This window comes from Peptoniphilus sp. GNH, from assembly GCA_021307325.1.
Classification (GTDB): domain Bacteria; phylum Bacillota; class Clostridia; order Tissierellales; family Peptoniphilaceae; genus KA00134.
On the sequence record CP089931.1, the window covers coordinates 1,720,438 to 1,744,318 of the forward strand.

18 protein-coding genes and 1 pseudogene are annotated in these 23,881 nt (G+C 36.5%); 17 read left to right on the plus strand and 2 right to left on the minus strand.

From position 1 onward, the window contains the following. The first annotated feature begins 12 nt into the window (after positions 1-12). The 17 genes and pseudogenes from LV469_08270 (at position 13) to LV469_08350 (ending at position 21,827) form a co-directional block, all read left to right on the plus strand. A complete protein-coding gene (locus tag LV469_08270) occupies positions 13-249 on the plus strand; it encodes a ferrous iron transport protein A (GenBank protein UHR02618.1) in 237 nt (78 codons plus the stop codon). Continuing rightward, a complete protein-coding gene (locus LV469_08275) occupies positions 250-480 on the plus strand; it encodes a ferrous iron transport protein A (protein ID UHR02619.1) in 231 nt (76 codons plus the stop codon). Next, a pseudogene (gene feoB / locus LV469_08280) lies at positions 480-2,608 on the plus strand (ferrous iron transport protein B). The gene LV469_08275 and the pseudogene feoB overlap by 1 nt, the downstream one beginning before the upstream one ends. After that, positions 2,605-2,754 (plus strand): FeoB-associated Cys-rich membrane protein, encoded by a 150-nt coding sequence (locus LV469_08285; protein ID UHR02620.1) that lies wholly within the window; start codon positions 2,605-2,607, stop codon positions 2,752-2,754. Before feoB ends, LV469_08285 begins: the two are co-directional and overlap by 4 nt. A 346-nt stretch (positions 2,755-3,100) precedes the next feature. Further along, complete coding sequence (locus LV469_08290) at positions 3,101-3,997, plus strand: fumarylacetoacetate hydrolase family protein (protein ID UHR02621.1); 897 nt, start codon at positions 3,101-3,103, stop codon at positions 3,995-3,997. Then, complete coding sequence (locus LV469_08295; protein UHR02622.1) at positions 3,994-5,034, plus strand: DNA repair exonuclease; 1,041 nt, start codon at positions 3,994-3,996, stop codon at positions 5,032-5,034. The genes LV469_08290 and LV469_08295 overlap by 4 nt, the downstream gene beginning before the upstream one ends. Beyond that, entirely contained in the window at positions 5,031-7,325 is a 2,295-nt protein-coding gene (locus LV469_08300; protein ID UHR02623.1) for an AAA family ATPase, read from the plus strand. Before LV469_08295 ends, LV469_08300 begins: the two co-directional genes overlap by 4 nt. Next, positions 7,322-8,008: a metallophosphoesterase gene (locus LV469_08305; GenBank protein UHR02624.1), complete on the plus strand. Its 687-nt coding sequence runs from the start codon at positions 7,322-7,324 to the stop codon at positions 8,006-8,008. The genes LV469_08300 and LV469_08305 overlap by 4 nt, the downstream gene beginning before the upstream one ends. 31 nt (positions 8,009-8,039) lie before the next feature. Continuing rightward, the gene (locus tag LV469_08310) at positions 8,040-8,573 is read left to right on the plus strand and encodes a class IV adenylate cyclase (protein ID UHR02625.1); all 534 of its coding nucleotides are present in this window, start codon (positions 8,040-8,042) and stop codon (positions 8,571-8,573) included. 56 nt (positions 8,574-8,629) lie between these two features. Next, on the plus strand, positions 8,630-11,026 hold the full coding sequence (gene ppsA / locus LV469_08315) for a phosphoenolpyruvate synthase (GenBank protein ID UHR02626.1): 2,397 nt from the start codon (positions 8,630-8,632) through the stop codon (positions 11,024-11,026). 294 nt (positions 11,027-11,320) lie between these two features. Further along, positions 11,321-13,531 carry an S-layer homology domain-containing protein gene (locus tag LV469_08320; protein UHR02627.1) on the plus strand — a complete coding sequence of 737 codons (2,211 nt, stop codon included), beginning with the start codon at positions 11,321-11,323 and terminating at the stop codon, positions 13,529-13,531. Between the two features lie 210 nt (positions 13,532-13,741). Next, positions 13,742-16,477 carry a preprotein translocase subunit SecA gene (gene secA / locus LV469_08325; GenBank protein UHR02628.1) on the plus strand — a complete coding sequence of 912 codons (2,736 nt, stop codon included), beginning with the start codon at positions 13,742-13,744 and terminating at the stop codon, positions 16,475-16,477. Between the two features lie 236 nt (positions 16,478-16,713). Next, complete coding sequence (locus LV469_08330) at positions 16,714-17,517, plus strand: nitroreductase (protein UHR02629.1); 804 nt, start codon at positions 16,714-16,716, stop codon at positions 17,515-17,517. Between the two features lie 208 nt (positions 17,518-17,725). Further along, a complete protein-coding gene (locus tag LV469_08335) occupies positions 17,726-18,898 on the plus strand; it encodes an iron-containing alcohol dehydrogenase (GenBank protein UHR02630.1) in 1,173 nt (390 codons plus the stop codon). After that, a complete protein-coding gene (gene glpK, locus LV469_08340; GenBank protein ID UHR02631.1) occupies positions 18,895-20,382 on the plus strand; it encodes a glycerol kinase GlpK in 1,488 nt (495 codons plus the stop codon). The genes LV469_08335 and glpK overlap by 4 nt, the downstream gene beginning before the upstream one ends. Positions 20,383-20,402: 20 nt before the next feature. Beyond that, positions 20,403-20,831: an Lrp/AsnC family transcriptional regulator gene (locus LV469_08345; protein ID UHR02632.1), complete on the plus strand. Its 429-nt coding sequence runs from the start codon at positions 20,403-20,405 to the stop codon at positions 20,829-20,831. Positions 20,832-20,897: 66 nt separating this feature from the next. Next, a complete protein-coding gene (locus tag LV469_08350; GenBank protein UHR02633.1) occupies positions 20,898-21,827 on the plus strand; it encodes an alpha/beta hydrolase in 930 nt (309 codons plus the stop codon). 146 nt (positions 21,828-21,973) lie between these two features. On the opposite strand, the gene LV469_08355 is transcribed toward LV469_08350, so the two are convergent. Next, positions 21,974-23,119, minus strand: coding sequence for a HAMP domain-containing histidine kinase (locus tag LV469_08355; protein ID UHR02634.1), 1,146 nt, complete (start codon positions 23,117-23,119; stop codon positions 21,974-21,976). Then, the gene (locus LV469_08360; GenBank protein UHR02635.1) at positions 23,112-23,789 is read right to left on the minus strand and encodes a response regulator transcription factor; all 678 of its coding nucleotides are present in this window, start codon (positions 23,787-23,789) and stop codon (positions 23,112-23,114) included. The genes LV469_08355 and LV469_08360 overlap by 8 nt, the downstream gene beginning before the upstream one ends. Between the last annotated feature and the right edge of the window lie 92 nt (positions 23,790-23,881).

Sequence of the window (23,881 nt, forward strand, 5' to 3'; positions counted from 1 at the left end):
GAGGTAGATTTTATGATTTTACCGATGGCACCAATAATGGCTAAACTAGAAATAGTCAAGGTGAAGGAAAAAACAAACGACCCGTCTGTTCACAGACACCTAGTTAACCTGGGTTTTGTGGAAGGTGCAGATATAAAAGTCGTTAGTGAGACCAACGGCAATCTTATTGTCCTTGTGAAAGATTCAAGGGTAGCGATCGGCAAGGATCTTGCGAAACGAATTCAAGTTAAGATCAAAGGAGATGAGTAAATGACTTTGAAAAGCACAGAGGTTGGCTCAACCTACAAAGTCGTAAAAATTCTTGGTGCAGGCCCTTTGAAAAGAAGGATCATGGACATGGGAATAACTAAGGGAACTGAATTTTATGTAAGAAAGGTAGCTCCTCTTGGAGATCCTGTTCAAATATCCTTGAGGGATTACGAACTTTCGATTAGAAAAGAAGATGCAGAACTTATTGAGATTGAAAAGGTGGGTGCTTGATGAAGATTAATATAGCCTTAGCCGGCAATCCTAACAGTGGTAAATCCACTCTTTTTAACACATTGACAGGCGCAAATCAATATGTCGGAAACTGGCCTGGCGTTACAGTTGAAAAAAAGACAGGTAAATATAAGAAGGACAAGGATGTTGAGTTTACAGACCTTCCTCTCTATCCCCTTACACTTTGGAAGAAGTTGTATCCAGAGATTTTCTTTTGCATGAAAAGCCGGATGTAATAATTGATGTAATAGATGCGACAAATATAGAAAGAAACTTGTATCTTTTTACTCAAATTCGTGAATTGGGAATTCCGGTTGTAATTGCCCTAAACATGATGGACGTAGTGCAAAAAAGTGGCGACAAGATTGATGTTGACAAGCTTTCAGCTGAGTTTGGAGTTCCTGTTGTAGAAATTTCAGCTCTAAAGAATAAGAATATCGACAAGTTGATTGATGTTGCTAAAAAAGAAGCTGGCAAAAATCAAGGAATTTTGAAAAACTTTTCAAAAGAAGCTGAAAAAGTTATCGAAGATATAGAAAATATCTCAGAAAAGATAAAGGGACACAAGGCTTCTAGATGGGTTTCTATAAAGCTTTTGGAAAGAGATGAAAAAATCCATGATGAAGTTAAGCTTTTAGAAGAAGAAATTAAAAAACTAGACAAGATTATAGAAGATGCTGAAGAAGCTTTTGACAATGACGGTGAAGTCCTAGTTACAGACGAAAGATATAATTACGTATCTTCAGTTGTAGGCAGAACTGTAAAAAAAGTTCGTGGCAAGGAAATCACCTCAGATAAAATCGACAGAATCGTTACAAATAGATTTTTAGCAATACCTATTTTTGCGATAATTATGTTCGCTGTATATTTTGTAGCTGTAACGATTGTCGGCGGTCCAGTAAACGACTGGTGGGCTGATGGAGTAATGGGCGATGGCCTTGGTGGACTTGTAGGCGGCTGGTTGGAAGCTGCTAATGTATCATAAGTTGTTCAATCTCTAGTTGTTGACGGAGTAATCGGCGGAGTAGGTAGAGTATTAGGATTCTTGCCTGTAATTGCTTGTCTCTTCCTTTTGATCTCAATCCTAGAAGATGTTGGATACATGGCTAGAATAGCCTTTATCTTGGATAGAATTTTCAGAAAATTCGGTCTTTCTGGTAAATCATTTATCCCGATTCTAATGGGTACAGGTTGTTCAGTACCAGGAATCATGGGAACTAGAACTATTGAAAATGACAACGATAGGCGTATGACCATTATGGTTGGATCCTTTATGCCTTGCGGTGCCAAGACTGAAATCATTGCTTTATTTGCATCAACTCTATTCGTATCAGCAGATGGATCAAGACCTCTATGGTGGTTTTCTCCACTTCTATATTTTACAGGAATTTTGGCTGTTATAATTTCCGGGGTTATGCTTAAAAAGACTAAGAAATTCCACGGAGACCCTGCACCATTTATCATGGAGCTTCCTTCATACCACTTGCCAAGTGCAAAGAACGTATTGAGGGCAACTTTCAACAGATGCAAGGCTTTCGTAATAAAAGCAGGTACAATAATCCTACTATCATCAATAGCAATTTGGTTCTTAACTAGAGTTGACTTCTCTTTCCACTTCTTAGCTGAAGATGATATAAACGATTCAATTCTTGCAACTATAGGAAGACATATATCTATTATATTTGCTCCACTTGGATTTGGAGATTGGATGGCAACAGTTGCATCTGTAACAGGACTTGTAGCTAAGGAAGTAGTAGTTTCAACTTACGGCATTATGGCCGGTGGTGATGATTCTCTTCCAGGTCTTGTAATGACACAATTTACAATGCTTTCAGCCTTCTCATTTATGGTATTTAACCAATTGACAATACCATGCTTCGCAGCTGTCGGAGCAATAAGAGAAGAAATGCATGACTTTAGATGGACATGGTATGCCATTATTTACCAACTAGGCTTTTCATATACAATAGACCTTATGATTTATCAAATAGGACCTGTAGTAACAGAAAATGCTCCTACAATTTGGACTGGAATTGCCCTAGTAGTATTGGCAGTTTATCTGTTCTTCTTATTCAGACCTGATAAATACAAGGGAACTTATAAAGTAAAAAGGAGTGTAAAAGAATGAACGGACCTACAATAGGTATTATAGTAGTATTGGCTATTATCGTATTTTTGGTAATAAGATACATGATAAAGAACAAGTCGACTTGCTCTTGCGGATGTTCATCTTGCCATTCTACTTGCAACGAAGAAGTACCAGAAAAAAAGTAGGAAAATTTTAAATATTAATTCTTATAAAAATGGCAGATTAAATCTGCAAATAAGGACTATAATTCAATCGGCGTGAAGTTTTCTTTCTTCATGCCGATTTTTTAGTTCTCTAAAAACATTTTTAAAATTTTTTGCACTAGAAGATTTAAAACATATATGCTTGGCATTTACTCTTTGGGCTTGCAGGAGTTTACATAAAAGTCAAATGGAGATTAAATAAAATTTGTAAAGGATGGATATATTAGTAGGATTAGGAATGTAGATGATTTTAGCTTGCCTAAAAATAAATTATATAAAATTTATTTAAGGGGATTTTTCTAGTATAATCAAGATGAGGTGATTTTACATGAAGTCAAAAAGAATGGAGTTTTTTTCAGCTCTTTATAAGGGAGAAGAGATTTTCGGTTTGGCAACAGATGAAAAGACAATCAATTTAAAAGCTGCCATAAAAGAAATATATGACAGAGAAATTAGAAATCTCTCGGAGTTTATAGAAGACTATGCTTCTTTTGATATAGATGTTTTATTAAAAAGAGCGGAGGCAATAGAAAATTTTAAGAGTCTGGAGCTTTTGGCTCCCATATCTAGACCTCGCAGAAATCCTATTTGTGTCGGCAAAAATTACAAGGAGCATGTAAATGAGGTAAAGGGTCTTGGACCTATAATTGATATACCAAAGACGCCAATTTACTTTTCTAAGCTAGTTTATAGCACCACTGGTCATGGTCAAGATTTCATAGTTGACCAAGATAAGGCTGATGCTCTTGATTATGAGGCAGAGCTTGTAATAGTGATAGGAAAAACTTGTAAAAATATAAAAGCCAAAGATGCCAGAGCTCATATTTTTGGTTTCACTTGTGGAAATGACTTTTCTCAAAGAAGACTTCAAAAGCTACACGATCAGTGGCTCATGGGAAAGAGTTTAGATGGAGCTTGTGCCATAGGCCCATCCATTTTAAAATGTGATGACTTCGACTACAATAATTTGAATATAAGATCATATGTAAATGGTCAATTGCGTCAAGAAAATACCACATCAAATATGATTTTTCCAATAGAAAAGCTAATTGAAAATCTTTCTTCAATACTTACTCTAGTGCCAGGAGATCTAATATTTACGGGTACACCTGCAGGAGTCGGAGCAGGGTTTAATCCTCCCAAGTATCTAAAAAATGGTGATATAGTAGAAGTTGAAATTGGAAATTTAGGAATACTAAAGAATAGAGTTGTGGTAAGACCATGAGATTTATTCATGCAGCAGATTTTCACTTGGAAAGGACTTTTAAAAGAGCCTTCTTGGATCCAAATGTCTATGAAAAAAGAAGAAGGGATCTTTGGAGAAATTTCGAAAATACAATTGATATTTGCAATGAAAAAAATGTTGATTTTCTTTTTATAGCTGGAGATCTTTTCGAGAGGGAGTCCTTTTCGCAAAAAGACCAAAGAAGGCTACTCGATCTCATAGCAAGTTTAGAAAAGACCAGACTTGTAATAGCTCCTGGAAACCACGACTACATCGACAAGAACTCGCCCTATGAGGAGATTTCTAAATATGCCTATGTTTTTATGAAGGATAAACACTCCTACTTTGATTTTGAAGATTTGCAAGTGAGAGTCCATGGCATGGGCTGGAGAAAAGATTTTTATAATAAAAAATTTGAAATAGATGAAGGCTTGATTCATCCTAGTTGGAAAAATATCCTAGTCCTTCACACAGGCGTGGAAGATGGCAATTATCTACCTGTGGAGCTTAAAGATTTATCCAAGCATTTTGACTATATTGCCCTTGGTCATATTCACAAGGCGGCTGAACTTTTGCCAAATGCCTACTATCCCGGAAGCCCAGAGGGGCTTTCTTTTAAAGAGGCATGGCATCATGGGGTGATTTATTTTGACGAGAAAAGTGTGAACTTTCTTGAGACTTCACTTAGAAAAATCGTAGATATAAGTCTTGATTGCGAGGGTCTTAGCCTAAAAGAAATATTTAGAAAAATTGAAGATATAGTCTATAAAAATAAGGATGATTTAATAAGGATAAGACTTGTAGGAAAGAGTGATTTCTATTACAAAGAAGATTTCGATAAGGAAATTTACCAGAAGGCTTTTTATTTTGAAATAATATCTGATTTGCAGCCGAACTACGATCTTAAAAAAATCTATGAGGCCAACAAGGATAGGGCTCTTGGCTCAATAATAAAAAAATTAGCTGATCCAAAGGATGCTTTAAAACAAAGAGCCCTTGATCTCATCTTAAAAGAAATAGTAGGAGGGGGAAGATGAGGCTTACAAAAATTAAAATTAAAAATTTTGGCAAGCTAAAAGAAAAAGAATTGCCCCTTTCTAAAGGGATAAATGTGATTTATGGAGCTAATGAATCTGGAAAGTCGACCTGCTTTTCTTTTATAAGAGGACTTTTCTATGGCTTTTCAACATCTTCAAAGAGGAGAATTTTTGAAGAAGCCTTAGACAAGTACACACCTTGGACTGGTGGGGATTTTGCCGGCTACATAGAATTAGAAGATGGGAAAAATTACAGGATATCTAAAGATTTTTCCAAAGACAAGGACTCGGTTTTAGTCTTAGATTTAGATAAAGCAAGAGATATCACAGATGAGATAGATCTTTATAGGTATTCCAAGGTGGCGCAACCTGGTGTGGCATTTTTTAATATGACTAAAGACCTCTTTGAATCCACGGTGCTTTTTCTAAATCCGGCGACAGCTGCAGATCAAAAAGATGAAATTTTAGAAAAATTGACCAACTACTATTCTAGCAGGGATGAGAATTTTTCCATAAAAGAAATAAGGGAAAAACTCATAAAAAAACTAGAGGACTTGGGCAACGAGAGAAGAAAGAAGACCCTTATAGGTAGAACCAGCGATAAAATTTTAGAATTAAAAACTAAGCTAGAAGATTTAAAGAGCATGGAAGATTATCTTGGCGAAAAGGAAATGCTGGACTTTCTCATAAGTAAGAGAAAGGTCCTTGAAAATCGCCTGAAAAATAAAGAGTATCTAGAATCGCAAGAAATTTTTGAAAAAGTACAGCTCAACACCAAAAAAATAAATGCTTTGAAATATGACTTGTCAAAGTGTGATTTAAACGACTACAAGGACTATGAAAATGCTCTTGAATTGCGTTTGAAGATAGAAAATCTCAAAGAGCAGATAAAAGACTTACAAGATAAAAAGATAAAAGACCCCTCATTTGACAGGGAGTTTTCTTTAGATTATGAGGACTTTGACAAGCTCATAAAGATATATAGAGGTCAAGGCAGTCATGAGATTTTATTTGAGAAGTCATCAGCAGAAGAGGACAAGTTAGTCTTAAATAAGACCTTAAAATTTTGCTTTTTTAGACTTGGAATCTCAGCAGCACTTATTTTTGCAGCCCTTACTTCCTTTATCCTAACTAAGTCCTCTTATCCTCTTTTATTAATATTGCCAGCCTTGATTTTGGGAATTTTCACAGTCAAAAAGATGAAAATATATGCAGATAGCAAAAAAAGAAACAAAAAAAGACTAAAAAACATCAATGCCGCAGTCTTAAAATATGAGGACGAAAGAGGACTTGCCAAGAAAAAACTCATGACTCTTTGCAAAAAATATGATTTCAAAAGCATCGAAGAACTGGCAAGTTCTTTTGAAGAAATGAAAGAGAATGAGGACAAAAAAAGGATAAAAGCCCTAAGCCTTGAAGAAAGAAAGAGGGAAGAAGGCTTAAAAATCGAAAAGATGAAGCAGGAACAAAAGCTCTATGAAGATGAACTCAAAGACATTTTAGAATCTAAGGGCTTGACAGATTTCGAAGAATTAAGACAAATTCAAGAAAGAGAAAATCCTGTGCAAAAGCTAGATAGTGAGATAAAGCTTTTGTTAGAAAAAAATAAGTCCATTCTAGATGGCAGAGTTTTGAAAGATCTCAACAAAAATTACACCCGATTTGAGGCTCCTATGGAATGTGACTTTGAAAAAATTAGACTTTTAGAAAACAAAATAGGCAGTCAGGCTGAAATTTTAAAAAATCAAGAAAAGCAGATGAAACTAGCGCAAGGCATAAATGAGGGATTGGACATATTCGAAGAAAATCTCGAAAAATTATATTTTGAAAGAGATGCTATCTTGCTTGCCCTTGAAACCTTGGAAGATGTGGATAATGAAATCTCAAAAAAATCCACGCCATTTTTCATGCAAAATTTAGAAGAGGTCTATTCTGAAATCACCAAAGGAAGATACGAAAAAATAAAGATGGACGAGAATCTCAACCTCATAGTGTTTGACAAAAAAGCGGACCTATATGTAAAGACCTCATCACTTTCAAGCGGAAGTCTCTACCAGCTTTATTTCGCCTTCAGGCTTGCCCTTTTAAGAGCAATAAATAAAAAGCTACCCATGATTTTGGACGATGGTTTTATAGAATATGACGACAAAAGGCTTGGAAACCTCTTGAAATATTTGAGTGAGTACGAAAGAGAAAGGCAAATTATAATTTTCACCCATCAAAAAAGAGAAGAAGAAGTCTTAAAAAGTTTGAATATAAGCTATAATCTTTTGAATTTGGAGGAGATATGATTTATGCAATAGCAGATTTGCACCTGGACTCGCTCGGACAAAAGCCTATGGATATATTTGGGGCCAACTGGATAAATCATGATCAAAAGATTTTTAATGCTTGGAAGGAAATAGTAGGAGAAGATGATCTAGTACTAGTACCAGGGGATATCTCCTGGGCAACTAAACTAGAAGAAGCCAAAGATGATCTCATCTTAATAGACAGACTTCCAGGCAAAAAGATAATATCTAAGGGCAATCATGATTATTGGTGGTCAAGTCTATCCAAGCTAAATGGACTCGGGCTTGAATCCATAAAATTTTTAAACAACAATTCATTTGAATATGGAAATATAAGAATTTTCGGCACAAGGGCATGGTCGCCCAAGGACAGTGCGAATTTTGATAAAGATGATGAAAAAATTTTCGCCAGGGAACTTTTGCGCCTTAAAAACTCATTAGGCTCTATAAAAAAAGACGGCAACTACACTATTTGTATGCTACATTATCCGCCCTTTAACCAAGATATGAGTCCAAATGAATTTGCCGAGATATTAGAAAAAGAAAAAATTGATTTATGTATTTATGGCCACCTTCATGCAGATGGCCACAGGTTTGCAGTAAATGGAAACATAAACGGAGTGGAATATCTTTGTGTGGCTTCAGACTACATAGACTTTAAACCTGTAAAGATTTATGAATAATCCCTCCGGGGATTATTTTTTTGGAGGAAACATGGAAAGAGAAATAGAAGTAAAAATACTAAATACCGAGCTTGAAAAAATAGAAGATAAAATAAAAAAAGACGCACTATTTTTGCTAGAAGAAGAACAAGTAAACATTTTAATAGAATCACAAAACTACAAGGACTATCGAAAATATGGAGATTTGAGAATAAGACATACAAGAGATACAAATACAAGAGAAGAAAAAAATTATTTGACCTTCAAAGAAAGGCTATCGACAGAGGGAGCAAGAGAAAGCCTCGAGCATACCACAGAGATAAGCGACATAGATGAGTGCCTAAAAATACTAGCCCTCTTAGGTTACGAGGATGTCAAATACTTAAAAAAACATAGAAAATCATACATCTACAAGGGTCTTAGATTTGATTTGGACAGATGGGAAGATGGACTTGCATATTGTGAGATAGAGGGCAGCTCCAGAAATGAGATAGAAAAAATACTTGATGAATTGGAAATCGACAAAAACAATATTTCAACTAAGTCGATAAGAGAATTAAAAAGAGAAGAAGAAAATAAAAAATAAATAGTATAACAAATTAAAACAATGTGCTATAATAATTCTTGCAAAGGGGGAGTATCATGTCTAATTATAGATACATTAAATGGTTTGAAGAAATTTCTAAAAATGATGTAGGAATTGTTGGAGGCAAGGGAGCCAATCTCGGCGAACTTACAAATTTTGGTTTGCCAGTGCCACCAGGATTTTGTGTTACAGCACAAGCTTACAGAGATTTCGTAGACCATGCGCACCTACAAGAAAAAGTTAAATCCATTATGAAAGATTTAGATGTTGATGACACCAAGGCTCTCACAGAGGCTGGAGAAAAAATCAGAAGCATCTTGACAGAAGCACCAATAAAAAAAGAAATCGAAGAAGAAATAAAAAAAGCATATAGGGAATTTCAAGAAAGACTCGGCTTAAAAAATCCAGAAGTGGCAGTCAGATCATCAGCAACAGCCGAAGATTTGCCAGACGCATCATTCGCTGGACAACAAGACACCTACCTACATATAAGCGGAGAAGACGAACTTTTGAGCCATGCCAGATCCTGCTGGGCAAGCCTATGGACAGCAAGGGCAATATATTACAGAGAAAAGCAAAGCTATGATCATTTTGAAGTGGCCTTGTCGGTAGTAGTTCAAATGATGGTAAAAAGTGAGAAATCGGGAGTAATGTTTACGGCAAATCCAATAACAGGCGATAAGTCGCAAATCATGATAAATGCGTCCTGGGGCTTGGGAGAAGCTGTCGTATCAGGCACAGTTACACCAGATGACTACTTGATAGACAAAAAAACGGGCAAGGTGTTAGAAAAATATATAGCAGACAAAAACAGCATGGTAGTAGACAAAACAGACGGAGTTGGCACAGAGCAAAGGCCAGTTTCAGAAGTCTTGGGTGCAGAATATGTTTCATCAGAATGTCTAAATAAAGATGAGCTTAAAAAACTAATAGAAATGGGACTTCTAGTAGAGTCCATGTATGGCAATGTGCAAGACACAGAATGGGGCTTTGATAAAAACACCAAGAAGTTTTACTTCCTTCAATCAAGGCCTATAACCACTATAAAAGACACAAAGATAAATCCAGATGATTACAGAAAAAAAGATAATAAGATTGCAAATGCAGAAGATAAAAAAGAAAAAATAGGTGAAGAAAAAATGCTTAAAAAATTAGTCAAGGGTCTACCAGCAGCACCCGGCCTTGGAAGGGGTAAAGTAAAAAATCTCATAGACTTAGAAGATATAGACTCCATAGAAGACGGAGATATTCTCGTAACAGTGATGACCAACCCAGCCATGGTGCCAGCCATGAGAAAGTGCGCAGCAGTTGTCACAGATGAAGGCGGCAGGACTTGCCATGCAGCCATAGTCTCAAGAGAACTCGGCATCCCCTGCATAGTCGGAAGCAAAAATGCAACAGAAGTCTTAAAAGATGGCATGATAGTGACAGTAGATGCGACAAGAGGAGTTGTCTTTGAAGGCAGCGTGCTTGAAGAAGACAAAAAAGAAGAAAGCAACAAAGAAGTCACAAGAACTACTCAAGTAAGCTTCGCCCCAATCACAGCTACAAAAATTTACATGAACCTTGGCCAACCAGACTTGGCAGACAAATACAAAGACCTGCCCTTTGACGGCATTGGACTTATGAGAACAGAATTTATCTTCACCAACATGATAGGAGCTCATCCTCTCTATCTTTTAAAGACGGGTAGAGGAGACTTCATGGTTCAAAAACTGGCAGAAGGCATTTCTAAAGTTGCCCAAACCCTATATCCAAAACAAGTAGTTGTAAGAATGAGCGACTTTAGAACTAATGAATTTAGAGACCTTGAAGGCGGAGATGAAGTCGAGCCACATGAAGAAAACCCCATGATTGGATGGAGAGGTGTTTCAAGATATGTATCACCAGAGTATGAACAAGGCTTTAGACTGGAATGTCAAGCAATAAAAAAAGTCAGAGAAGAATACGGACTTACAAATGTTGTGGCAATGCTACCCTTCGTGAGAACTGTTGAAGAACTAAGACACGTAAAAGAAATAATGGCAGAAGAAGGACTTAGCAGAAGCAAAAACTTTAAAATTTGGATTATGGCAGAAGTCCCGGCAGTAGTATTTAGAGCTGAAGAATTTGCCAAAGAAGTAGACGGATTTTCAATCGGCTCAAATGATCTAACTCAACTAGTAATGGGCGCAGATAGAGACAGTGAAGTTTTAAACAACATGGGATATTTTGACGAGAGAAATGAAGCTGTAAAAGAAGCAATAAAAATAATCATAAAGGCCTGCAACAAGCAAGGCATCACCTGCTCAATATGCGGACAAGGCCCAAGCCAATATCCAGAATTTGCAGAATTTTTAGTAGAATCAGGCATCACATCCATAAGCGTAAACCCTGACACAGTAGAATACACAAGACGTCTGGTGGCATCAGTAGAACAAAAAATGATTCTAAAAAAGATAAGAAACCTATAAGAACTATACACGAAAAAAACCCGACTTATTTAAAAGCAAATAAGTCGGGTTTTTTATTGTGAAAATATTTTACTTGATATAGAAATAGACTTATTGTTTATTATTTTCTTAACATAAAATTTAAACTTATAAAATTATTTTGACTTAAAAAAATGGCGGAAATTTGAAAAAAAACAATTATAAGTGTATGATAAAAGAGTAAGATATTGTACCAAAAAAACGAAGAGGAGGATTTATGAAAAAAATAATGAAACGTTTTTTTGTTGCCTTATTAGCTACCATGACAGTGCTAACTTGCATGGGGGGGGTACCTACGCTGAGGAAAATGCAGGAGGCGTAGTTAAAAGTATTTTTTCTCCAGAGAAAACTTTAGAAAGTACTACAACTATTGGTAGAGATAAGCCGACAGGAGAAGTACAAAATGTTGGAGAAATTGAAGTTGAAGTAGGACAGACTATAACAGATGAGGGTTTTATCAATAAATTTAAAACTAGTGAAGCGGTAGCTGGAGACCTTGAATATGGTACAACAACCTTTTCAACTTCTATTGTAGGCGTTGTAGTCGATGGAACATTCTATGATGTTCAAAACGATATGGATAAATTAGATAAGATGATTGAATACGTAACTCAAGATGTTCAATCTTCAGTTACTGTAAACTACGACATCAAGAATCAAACTGGCGGACAAGCAATCAAATATTCCTTTACAGGCAAAAAATCAACGGGAGATAACTATGTCTATGTTTACTACCACTACTATGTGAATGGCAAGGCAGCTAACGGACAAGAGATTACTCGTGGAGGTTATCTCGGCTATAAGATCAAGGTAAAACCAGCTACTGGAGGTCTAATTTATGATGCCAATGGAGGCACAATCAAGGGAAAAGCAACATTCGATGATAAAGATGGTCGTGTGGCACCAGACCCTTCTGATACATCATTTATGCCAAAAGTTAAGATAGATATTATTAGTGATGAGCCGGTAAGAGATGGTTACAAGTTCGCTTTCTGGTATGAAGAAGCACTTTACCCTGATGATAAAGAAGTCTATACAGACCAGGCCCTTGACACAGATGTATATCCAGTTCCCGATGGAAAACACTTTACCATATATGAGATGTCACTTCCATTTAGAAAAAGTAGGACTAAGACCTTAAAGGCTGCATGGGACAAGGAATATAGCTTAAAATATGATGTGGATGGCAAAACTAGCATCATAACTGAGGAAAAAGGATTGCTTGGTCTTAACCTTGATGATTTGTCTATAAAATCTAAAGATATTGATGTTGCAGCTGGAGTTCCAAAAAAAGGTGGAGAATTTAAGTGTTGGAGAGATGGAACTACTGATTACGCTCTAGGATCTAAAATTACACTTACAGAAAATAAGTCAGATGTTATCTTAAAAGCTATTTGGAATATTACAACAGAATATGTGGACAATAAGGGCAAGGCTATAGAAGGCCCAGTTGTCGCTGAAAAAGAAGGCGAACAAAAGACTTTTGCTGGTTATACTTTTAAAGAAAAACAAGAAACACAAAAGGGCGTCAAGTATATTTATGAAAAAAACAAGATTACAACCCAATATGTGGACGAAAATGGTAATAAAATAAAAGACCCAGTTACAGCTGAAGAAAAGGGTTCTAAGGACGTAGACGGTTATAAATTCTTAAGAGAAGAAGCCACAGACAATGGGGTTAAGTACATTTATGAAAAAATAAAAACTCCAACTCCTCCAAATCCTCAAACACCAGGACAAGCAAGTTTTGGATATGATTCAAGTCGCTTATTTTTTGGAATAGTAGAAAAGAAGGCGGATGAAAAGAGGATAGCAGAAAAGAAAGACGACAGGCAAAGAGTGGAATGCGATGCTTATATCTTTGGATATACAGACAACACAGTTCGTCCAAATGAAACTTTGACCAGGGCAGAAGCAGCCGCCATGGTAACTCGTCTTGCTAAATTGAATCTCTCTGACAAATCAAGGGCAGATTATCCAGACTTAAAAGAAAAAGCTTGGTATTTAGCTAATATCAATGCAGCTTTAAAAGCTGGTATGCTAGATACTGACAAGGATGGAAATTTAAGACCAGATGCTCCAGTAACAAGAGGAGAATTCATAAAGATGATTGCAGCCGTAGACAAGGGTGGACAAGGCAAGGCACCTTTTAATGATATAGCTGGTCATAAGTATGAAAAAGAAATTAATAAGGTTTATAGTAGCGGTCGTATTACAGGTTATGAAGATGGAAGCTTTAAACCAGATGCCTTTTTAACAAGAGCAGAAGCGGCAACTCTACTAAATAGAGTATTTGACCGTTCGGCAGATGCCAAAACTATTGAAGGTTTTGAAGATAAGATTTATAAATTCAAAGACTTGGATAAGAATGCTTGGTACTACTATGAATTAGTAGAAGCAACTAATAGCCATGAGTCCGTTAAAAGAGATGTAAAAGATTCAATGGGTCGTACACTTGAAAAATGGACTAAACTTTTGAATAAATAAAAATTTTAAAAATCCATCGGGGAAAATAATCCCTGATGGATTTTTTTATTTTAAAGCAAAAAAATACATTTTTTTTAGATAATGTGTAATAAATTTCTTGATATTATTAAATTATTGGTCTAATATTTGAAATATATGCGAAAAGATTGATTTTATCACATCTGAATGATAAAATTACACGAGTGAAAAGAAATAGAAAGGATGAGGAGTATGTCACTATTAAATAAGATTTTCGGATCTTATAGCGATAGAGAAATTAAAAAAATTCGCCCCATAGTGGACAAGGTTCTAGCTTTTGATGATGAGATTAAAAAGCTCTCAGATGCTGACTTGAAGAATAAAACTCTTGAATTTAAAGATAGATATGCTAAAGGCGAAAGTCTTGATGACTTACTGCCTGAAGCTTTTGCAGTTGTGAGGGAAGCAGCTTATAGGGTGCTTGGGATGAAGCATTTCCCAGTGCAAGTTATAGGTGGTATCATACTTCACCAAGGCAGAATCGCAGAGATGAAGACTGGAGAAGGTAAAACACTTGTTGCAACTTTGCCGGCTTACTTAAATGCCATATCTGGTGAAGGTGTCCACATTGTAACTGTAAATGATTACTTGGCTAGCCGTGATAGAGATTGGATGGGCAAGGTGCATGAATTTTTGGGTCTTAGTGTTGGATGTATAATCCACGATATGGACAATGAAGATAGGAAGAAGGCCTATAACGCTGATATAACTTATGGAACTAATAATGAGTTCGGCTTTGACTATCTAAGGGATAACATGGTCATCTACAAGGAGAATATGGTTCAAAGACCTCTTAATTTCTGTATAGTCGACGAAGTCGATTCTATACTTATAGATGAGGCTAGGACACCGCTTATTATTTCTGGTGTTGGCGATGAGTCTACAGACCTTTATAAGCAAGCGAGAGATTTTGTAAATACTCTTTCTTTTAGGGTAAAGACTGAAGAGGAACAAGGCCTTGAAAGATTCAATAGAACTTTTGAAGAAGAAAGCGTAGATTTTGTAATAAATGAAAAAGACAAGACTTCTACTTTGACCGACAAGGGTATTGAAAAGGCTGAGAGATATTTTGGTCTGGACAATTTGGCAGATGCTGAAAACATGGAGATTTCCCATCATATTAACCAAGCTCTAAAGGCCAAGGGAAATATGAAAAGAGACATAGATTATGTTGTTGAAGATGGAGAGGTAATAATCGTAGACGAATTTACTGGACGTCTTATGTATGGTAGAAGATATTCAGAAGGTCTACACCAAGCGATAGAAGCTAAGGAAGGTTTGGAAGTGCAATCTGAATCTAAAACTCTTGCGACTATCACCTTCCAAAATTATTTTAGAATGTATAAAAAACTCTCTGGTATGACTGGTACTGCCATGACAGAAGACCAAGAATTTAGGGACATATACAATATAGACGTTGTGGAAATTCCAACTAATAAGCCAATCCAAAGAGTCGACAACAACGATTTGATCTATAAAAATGAAGCTGCCAAATTTAGGGCAGTAACAGAAGAAATCAAACAATGCCACGAAAAGGGTCAACCAGTTTTGGTCGGCACCGTTTCTGTGGAAAAGTCAGAGCAATTGTCAAATTACTTGAAAAAAGCTGGTATCAAGCATCAAGTGCTAAATGCTAAAAGACACAAGCAAGAATCTGAAATAGTTGCTCAAGCTGGTAGATTTGGAGCTGTAACCATAGCAACCAATATGGCTGGTCGTGGTACGGATATTGTCTTGGGTGGCAATCCAGAATTCATGGCAAAGCAAGATATGCAAAAGAAGGGTTATGCAGATGAGGTTCTAGAACAAGTTGATTCCTTCAATAAAACTGATGACCAAGAGATAATTGATGCTAGAAAGACTTATCAAGCTCTAGTAGAAAAGTATAAAGAAGAAACTGACAAGGAAGCTGAAGAAGTAATAAAGGCTGGCGGTCTTCACATAATAGGCACTGAACGCCATGAGTCCAGACGTATCGACAACCAATTGAGAGGTCGTTCAGGTCGTCAAGGAGACAAGGGTTCAACTAGATTTTATATTTCAGCTGATGACGATTTGATAAGGCTCTTTGCAGGAGACAGATTTAAAACTGTTATGGAAAAGGCCAACCAACCAGAAGATGAACCTCTTGATAATGGTATTTTGACAAGGCTAATAGAGTCTGCACAAAGAAAGGTCGAAGGCAACAACTTCTCAATCAGAAAGTCTGTTTTGCAATATGATGATGTCATGAACAAGCAAAGAGAGGTCATATACTCGGAACGTAAAAAGGTGCTAGAAGGCGAAGACTTGAGTGGAGATATCAAGAATATGATTGAAGATATAATAAGTCACAATCTTGATTTTTACGAAAAGATTGATGCCAACCACCAAAAATATTTGGATTATGAAGGCATGAGGGCCTTTGGTATAGACTTTTTCGGGTTTGAACTCAAGTTCATGGATGATTTAAAAGAAGCCTCTCTTGATAAAATAAAAGACAGGTTTAGGACTTTGGCAGCTGAAAAATACAAGGACAAGGAAAACGAGTTTGGAGCCGACCAATTCAGAGAAGTTGAAAGGGTAGTCCTACTTAGAAATGTAGATCAAAAGTGGATGGATCACATCGATGCCATGGATCAACTCAGAAAGGGAATAGGCCTTAGAGCTGTCGGACAAACAGACCCAGTAAGGGCATATGCAGAAGAGGGATTTGATATGTTTGAAGAAATGAATCAATCCATCAAGGAAGGCACAGTCAAGATGCTTTTCCATGTATATAATGCCGAAAAGATTGAAAGACAAAAAGTGGCAAAGGAAGTCGAAACTGTAAATCCCGACACTGGAAAAAAGATGCCTTTTATAAGAAAGCATGAAAAAGTCGGCAGAAACGACCCATGTCCATGTGGAAGTGGCAAAAAATATAAAAACTGCTGTGGCAGAAACTAATCTATAAGAAGAGTAAGGGGCAGGTATCTGCTCCTTTTACATATTGAATCTGTGAAAGCTTTAATAATTAAATCATATGGGATATAATTATATGTAACAGAAATCAAAGTCCATTTAGAAGTCTAAAAGCTGTTGTCATATGCTAAACTGGGGGGACTCATTTTTAAGAGACTTGGCAATGGAAGGATTTTAATATGGGGCTTGGCTCTATTAAGCAAAAATTAGGGGGGAATAAAATGGTAATGACAAATTTTTTGCAACAAAGAAGATCATGCAGAGATTTTCAAAGAAGAATACTCGGCAGGGACAAGATAGAGTTTGCAAAAAAAACAATTGAAGAAATCTCAAATAGTGAAGAAGGCAAGGGACTTTTTTTCAAACTTTTTGAAAATGGTAAGGTAATCTATGAAGCTTTACAAGGCAAGGCTGGCTATGCAGGTGTAATGATAAATGCACCCCACTACATCGCTATGGGACTAGAAAATGATGAAGCAATCACCAAATTAAGAGCAGGTTATAGTCTTGAAAAGCTAAATTCTAAAATCACAAGCCATGAAGTGAAAACTTGCTGGGTTACTGTAACTCAAGTTGCGCCTGAAATTAAAAAAGCAATATTCGGAGAAGGCGGCGAAAAAGTTGCCTATGTAATAGCTATGGGTCTTCCTATGGCACAAGAGATCTTTAGTCCCGAGGCTGTATCTTCGAGAAAGCCTTTGAATGAATATGTATTTAGCGAAAAGCTTGGTCAAAAATCAGATGTTCAAGAACTTGAAAACTTAGGACTTTTGAATATTTTGTCATCTGTGAGATTTGCTCCTTCTCATAGAAATTCTCAACCCTGGATTTTCTTGGTAAATAGTCCCAAGGTTGAAATTTATACTTTTAATAATAGAGAAGTAAAGAGAAACTTGGTAGATTTGGGAGTAGTGATGTATTACTTCGAAGCCATGGCAAAGGAACTCGGAGTTCCAAACAAGTGGAAGGTTGTAGATTTTGAAGAAGTCGGCGATTATTTAAAAGTTGCTGAGATAACTATGTAAGAGAAGTAAAATTTCGAGAGTAAAATTCTAAATAGACCTAAAAGGGACTCGTCAGGGACGGGTCTTTTTTACTGAAATCGGCTAAAAAATGTAAATAATTATACTGGCACAACCCAGAAAACAATTTAAATGTTAAATATGAAAACAATTTCATGCGAAAAATTTCAAAATGTATTATAATTTAAGTATAGTATGAAAAGGAGGAGAAATGAGAGATTTTACTTTCCACGTGGACACTAGAATAATTTTTGGAAAAGAGAGCGTTGAGAAGCTTTCCAAGGAACTCTCCAACTTAAATATAAAGAGCATCTTGCTCTGCTATGGTGGAGGAAGCATAAAAAGAAATGGCCTTTATGAAAGAGTCGTTTCAGAAATAGAAAAATCGGGCGCCACTTTTACAGAATTATCTGGAATAGATCCCAACCCTCGGCTTGAAAGTGTAAAAGAGGGAATCAGCTTGGCAAGGGAAAATAAGTGTGATTTCATTTTGGCGGTTGGAGGTGGCTCTACCATAGATTGTGCCAAGGCAATTGCTGCGGGCTTCTTTTATGAGGCAGATCCTTGGGATTTGGTTTCGGGAAAAACTAGAGTTAAAAAGGCTTTGGGCTTGGGCGTAGTATTGACCCTTGCTGCAACTGGAAGTGAGATGGACACATCAGCTGTTATAAGCAATTTACAAACTAAGGAAAAAAGAGGATTTGCATCCAGACATTTGCTCCCCTTATTTGCTATTATGGATCCACAAGTGACTTATAGCTTGCCAGCCAAACAGACTTTTGCGGGAATTGCAGATATAATGAGTCACACCATGGAAAATTATTTTACAAGAGATGAGGACACTTATATGCAGGATAGGATGGCGGAAGTCATTTTAAAAACTTGCATAAAGTATGCTAAAGTTTTAAAAGAGGATCCTAAAAATTATGAGGCAAGAGCCAATATCATGTGGGCATCTTCTTGGGCTATAAATGGATTTTTGGATGTGGGCAAGCAGACATCTTGGACTGTGCATCCGATAGAGCATGAGCTTTCTGCCCACTATGACATAACACATGGGATAGGTCTTGCTATCATGACTCCTTCCTATCTCAAATATATTTTAAGTCCAAAAACTGCATCTAAGTTGCAAGATTTTGCTGTCAATGTCTTTTCTGTTAAAAAGACAGAAAATCCCATGGCTGATGCCAAGAAGGGGATTGAACTTTTAGAAAATTTCTTTAATGAAGTTGGTATCCCAACAAGGCTATCACAAATAGGCATTGGAGATGAACTTTTTGAAGAGATGGCAGAGCATGTATTGAAGGTTTCAAAGATAGGTGAGTCTTCATATGTAAAACTAAACAAAGAAGATGTAGTTAAGATATACAGGTTGGCTTTATGAAAAAATATATAATGGCAATAGATTCTGGGACGACTAGTAACCGCTGCATAATATTCGATGAAAAAGCAAGGCCTATAAGTGTGGCACAAAAAGAGTTCTCCCAATATTTTCCAAAACCGGGCTGGGTGGAGCAATCTCCAACAGAGATTTGGTCAACTCAGATTGGAGTATGTGTCGAAGCTATAAATAAGGTGGGCATAGATCCAAGTGAGATTGCAGGTATCGGAATAACTAATCAGCGAGAAACGACCATAGTATGGGATAAAAATACTGGAGAGCCCGTCTATAATGCCATAGTTTGGCAATGCAGAAGGACTGCTCAGATATGCGATAAGCTAAAGAGCGATGGCTATGAGGATGTTATAAGAGAAAAGACGGGGCTTGTGGTTGATGCGTATTTTTCTGCTACTAAACTCAAGTGGATTTTGGACAATGTTGATGGAGCAAGAGAAAGGGCTAGGAAGGGAGAACTTTTATTTGGTACGGTGGATAGCTATCTGGTGTGGAAACTCACAGGAGGCAGGGTCCATGTAACGGATGTGTCAAATGCTTCTAGGACGATGATGTTTAATATTGAAGACTTAAATTGGGATAAGGACATCTTAGAGCTTTTGGATATACCAGAAGAGATGTTGCCTAGGGTGGGAAGTTCATCTGAAATTTACGGATACAGTCTTTCGGGATTTTTTGGAGAAGAAATTCCTATAGCAGGCATAGGGGGAGACCAACAATGTGCTCTTTTTGGTCAAGTTTGCACAGAAAGGGGCATGGCAAAAAACACCTATGGAACAGGGGCCTTTGTCCTTGTGAACACTGGTGAAAAAATAGTTAGAAGCAAGAATGGTCTTGTATCTACGATAGCTTGGAAAATAAAAGATAAGGTCACTTATGCTCTAGAGGGGTCGATTTTTGTTGCGGGTTCTGCCATATCCTGGTTAAAGGATGGGCTTAGACTCATTGATGAATCTGATGATTCAGAATACATGGCAAGAAAGGTAAACTCGACAGATGATGTTTTTGTCGTCCCAGCTTTTACGGGCTTGGGAGCGCCATATTGGGACCCTTATGCCAGGGGCCTTATAATAGGGCTTACCAGGGGAACTAGCAAGTATCACATAGTAAGGGCGACTTTAGAATCAATAGCCTTTTTGTCAAATGATGTTTTAAGAGCTATGGAAGAGGATATGGATGATAAGATAAAGCTCTTAAAGGTTGATGGAGGTGCGTCTAAAAATGACTTCTTGATGCAGTTTCAATCCAATATAACTGGGATAGCTGTAAGAAGGCCTAGAGTTTTGGAAACGACAGCTATGGGGGCTGCTTTTTTGGCAGGTCTTTCGACTGGTTTTTGGAAGGATGAGAATCATATAAGAAGTCTAAAAGAGGATGATGAAATTTTCACTCCATCTTGTGGAGATTATGAACATTTAATAAGTAGATGGAAAAAAGCGGTTGAAGCGTCAAAATGTTGGGCTGAAGCGTGAGATTTTACTAAGGAGTAATTATGGATAAGATAGATAATAGTATTTTGGAAATTTTAAAAAATGATGGGAGAATTTCTCTTTCAGAAATATCATCGCAAGTCGGCCTTTCTATACCGGCTGTAAGAGAGCGAATGAAGAAGATGGAAAGCTCTGGAGCCATAAAATATTACACAGTTGTTTTAAACAATGAGTACTTTGGCAGAAATTTGGATGGCTATTGCAAGGTGGAGCTTAACTCTTTGGAAAAAGACTTGGAAAAGTTTAAGGAGTTTGTAAGAAACGAAGAAGAGGTTGTGGAGTGCTACACTATAACTGGGGATTATGAATTTTTCGTACACTTCTTGACTAAGGATACTAAGTCTTTGGAAGATTTAATTTTTAAGATGAGAAGTTTAGGGATTATTAAAAGGTCAAATACTCAAATAGTTTTATCTAAGCTCAAGTCTTGATTTTTAAGCGCTAAGACTTATGGGGAGTATCTATTTTAAATAGGTTATAAGGCAAAAGAGAAAGGCATGAGATTGAAACGATACGAGAAGAAATTTTTAAGTTTGGATAGAGGGGAAACTATCTCTTATATAGAGGCGGGATTAGATGAGTCGGCAGATATTATTATTTTAGTGCATGGCAATTATAGCGACTCGACCTTGTTTTTCCCTCTAATAGAAAAGTTGGAAGCAGAATGTAAAGTCTATGCGATAGATCTAAGGGGGATGGGCGATTCGACCTATAATAAAAAGGCTACAAGTGCCAGGGCCTATTCCAAGGATGTAGTAGATTTTATTTACAAGAAAAAAATTAAAAATGCCCTTCTTTTAGGATGGTCATTTGGGGGCGGGGTTTGCCTTGAAGCAGGAGCAGATTTGGGAGATTTTATAAGGGGAATAATTTTACTATCGCCCATGCATGCTGATGGATTTAAGATGCCCTTTATGCAACCTTTTACTTTTTCTAAATATGCAAGGGCAATTTTTCCTATGCAGATGTCTTTATTGGATTCTTTTAACATCTTTCAAGAGATTAAATATCTTATGCCTGATAGACAGATGGCAGAGAGTTTTTTTAAAGAATTGATGTTTAATGCCAAAGAAGTGGATGAGGAGTATATGGAGATTTGCCTCGATGCTCTGTATAAGCAAAGAAATAATATAGATATGGCAGAGGCGCTTTGCTCTTTTAATATTTCCAGAGAAGACGGGGCATATAAGGCTAGTAGAAGAATAAATTATATAAAAGTACCCATTGTTCAATTCCATGGCCACAAGGATGTTCTAGTGCCTTTTTATGAAGTAAGGGACAAGGTCAAGCTCCTAGGGAAAAAGACAAGGCTTATAGAGTTTGAAAATTCGGGTCATTGTATAATAAATGATGAGTTGGACAAGTTGCTTGTAGAAATAAGAAATTTTATTTTAGCGACAAAAATAAAAAATAGAGCATATATCTAAAAATACAAATTTTTAGCAAGTTTAAATGCTGAAAATTTGTATTTTTTGTTGCTTATAGCTAATTTTTTATACTCTATAAAAATTTATGTAAAACCTTTATAAAGTATAAAAAATCCCCTCAAAAGAGGGGAGGGTTAGTAATTAAATTATTTAAAACTTATTTTAAAGACCAGGGACCAATCTTTGGAATCGATGATTTCTATTTTTCCTGCGTGAATTTCTACTATTTGCTTTACAAGGGCAAGCCCCAAGCCATGGCCACTTATTTTGCTAGATCTAGATTTGTCAATTCTATAAAAGGGCTTGAAGATATTTTCCTTTTCTTCATCTGGGATTGAGGGCCCGTCATCTTTTATATAAATTTCTTTTGTATTATCTCTTTGTATGGTTTCGACTTCAACCTTGCCTTTTTCTAAACTATATTTTATTGCGTTTTCTACAAGGTTGTAGACCATTCTATAAATTAGAAGATCAGAGCCTTTGAGGGTGAAATTGTCTCCCTTTTGGATTAGGGATATGGATTTTTTCTCGGCTAAACATTCAAGATCTGTAAAGACTTCTTCAACTAGGGGAGCTATGTCTATGGGGTCTTTTCTTGGCAATCTTTGAGCTTCGCCTATTTGTAAGAGCATACTTATTAGCAGGTTTAATTTTTCGGTTTCTTCGCCGAGATTATTTATTAGATTTTTGTAGGAATTTATATCCATATTTTCAGACTTGCTATAATCAATTTGAGCCTGCATGAGAGCTAGTGGAGTTTTGAGTTCATGGGCAGCAGCTGCTTGCAAGCTTCTTTTATCTTCAAATGCGGCGGCCAAACGCTCTAGCATCTTGTTAAAAGATTGGGCTAGGATTTTAAATTCTTTTATTTCATCCTCGTTTACATAGGATGTGGTGAGATTTTCCATTTGAATTTTTTCTATATTCTCTGAGAATTTTTGCAGAGGTCTTAGGGACTTGCCCGATATATAGTATGCCAAAAGTCCACTTAAGATTGAAACTCCACCTGTGATAAGCCATCCTCTTACAGAAAATAGAGATTTGCTTTTATAGATTTCATTGGAAAGATTTTTAATAAATTCTCGCATCACTTCTGGTGGAAATTCTATATAAAGGCTGTCATTTGGAGAAGGATTCTTAGTGTCTAGAGAATAGGATGTGATATATCCACCTATGGAGTCGATGTAGGAGGAACCAGTCTTAAACATGAGCAGGTTCATGCTTATGCAGGAGAGGGCTATCAAAAAACTTGTAAGCAGAGTGATTCTCCATTGTAAAGATAGTTTATTCATGCCTTCCTCCTATTTGGTAGCCCAAACCCACCTTGTTTTTAATGGGGTCAAAACCCATGGCTTCTTTTAATTTTTTTCTAAGACTTGACATGTGAACTCTTATTGAATTAGAAAAGGGATCGACACTGCCATCCCAGACGTGTTCTATCAATTCTTCTTGACTTATGGGTCTTTCTAAATTCAAAAGCAAGTATTCCAAGATGCCCCTTTCTTTTCTTGTAAGGGATATGATCTTATCCTTATAGCTAGTTGTCCTATTTATAGTGTCAAATTTCAAACCTTGGTAGCTCAAATTCTTATCCTTTTGTATGAACTTTCTCCTAGTGAGACTTCTGATTCTAGCTTCTAGCTCCTCAAGATGAAAGGGCTTAGCCATATAGTCATTGGCTCCCGCATCCAAACCCTCCACCTTATCATCAATCTGACTTCTAGCAGATAGGATAATTACGCTTGTTTGCCTATTGTGGCTTCTGAAATGCCTAAGCACATCCATGCCATCGCAACCGGGCAGGTTTAGATCAAGTACTACGAGATCGAAATTTTCGATTTCTAAAATTTCTATTGCCTCATTTCCGTCTGAGCATTTGTCAACCTCATAACCAGACTTTTGCAGTGATTTTACAATTGTGTTTAAAAGTTTTTCTTCATCTTCTATAATTAAAATACGCAAAAAACCACTTCCTTTTTAATATATTGAACTTAAAAATTTTTTGAAAATTAAGTTAACTAATTATATAATAGCTTAGCAAAGTTAAATAAAGT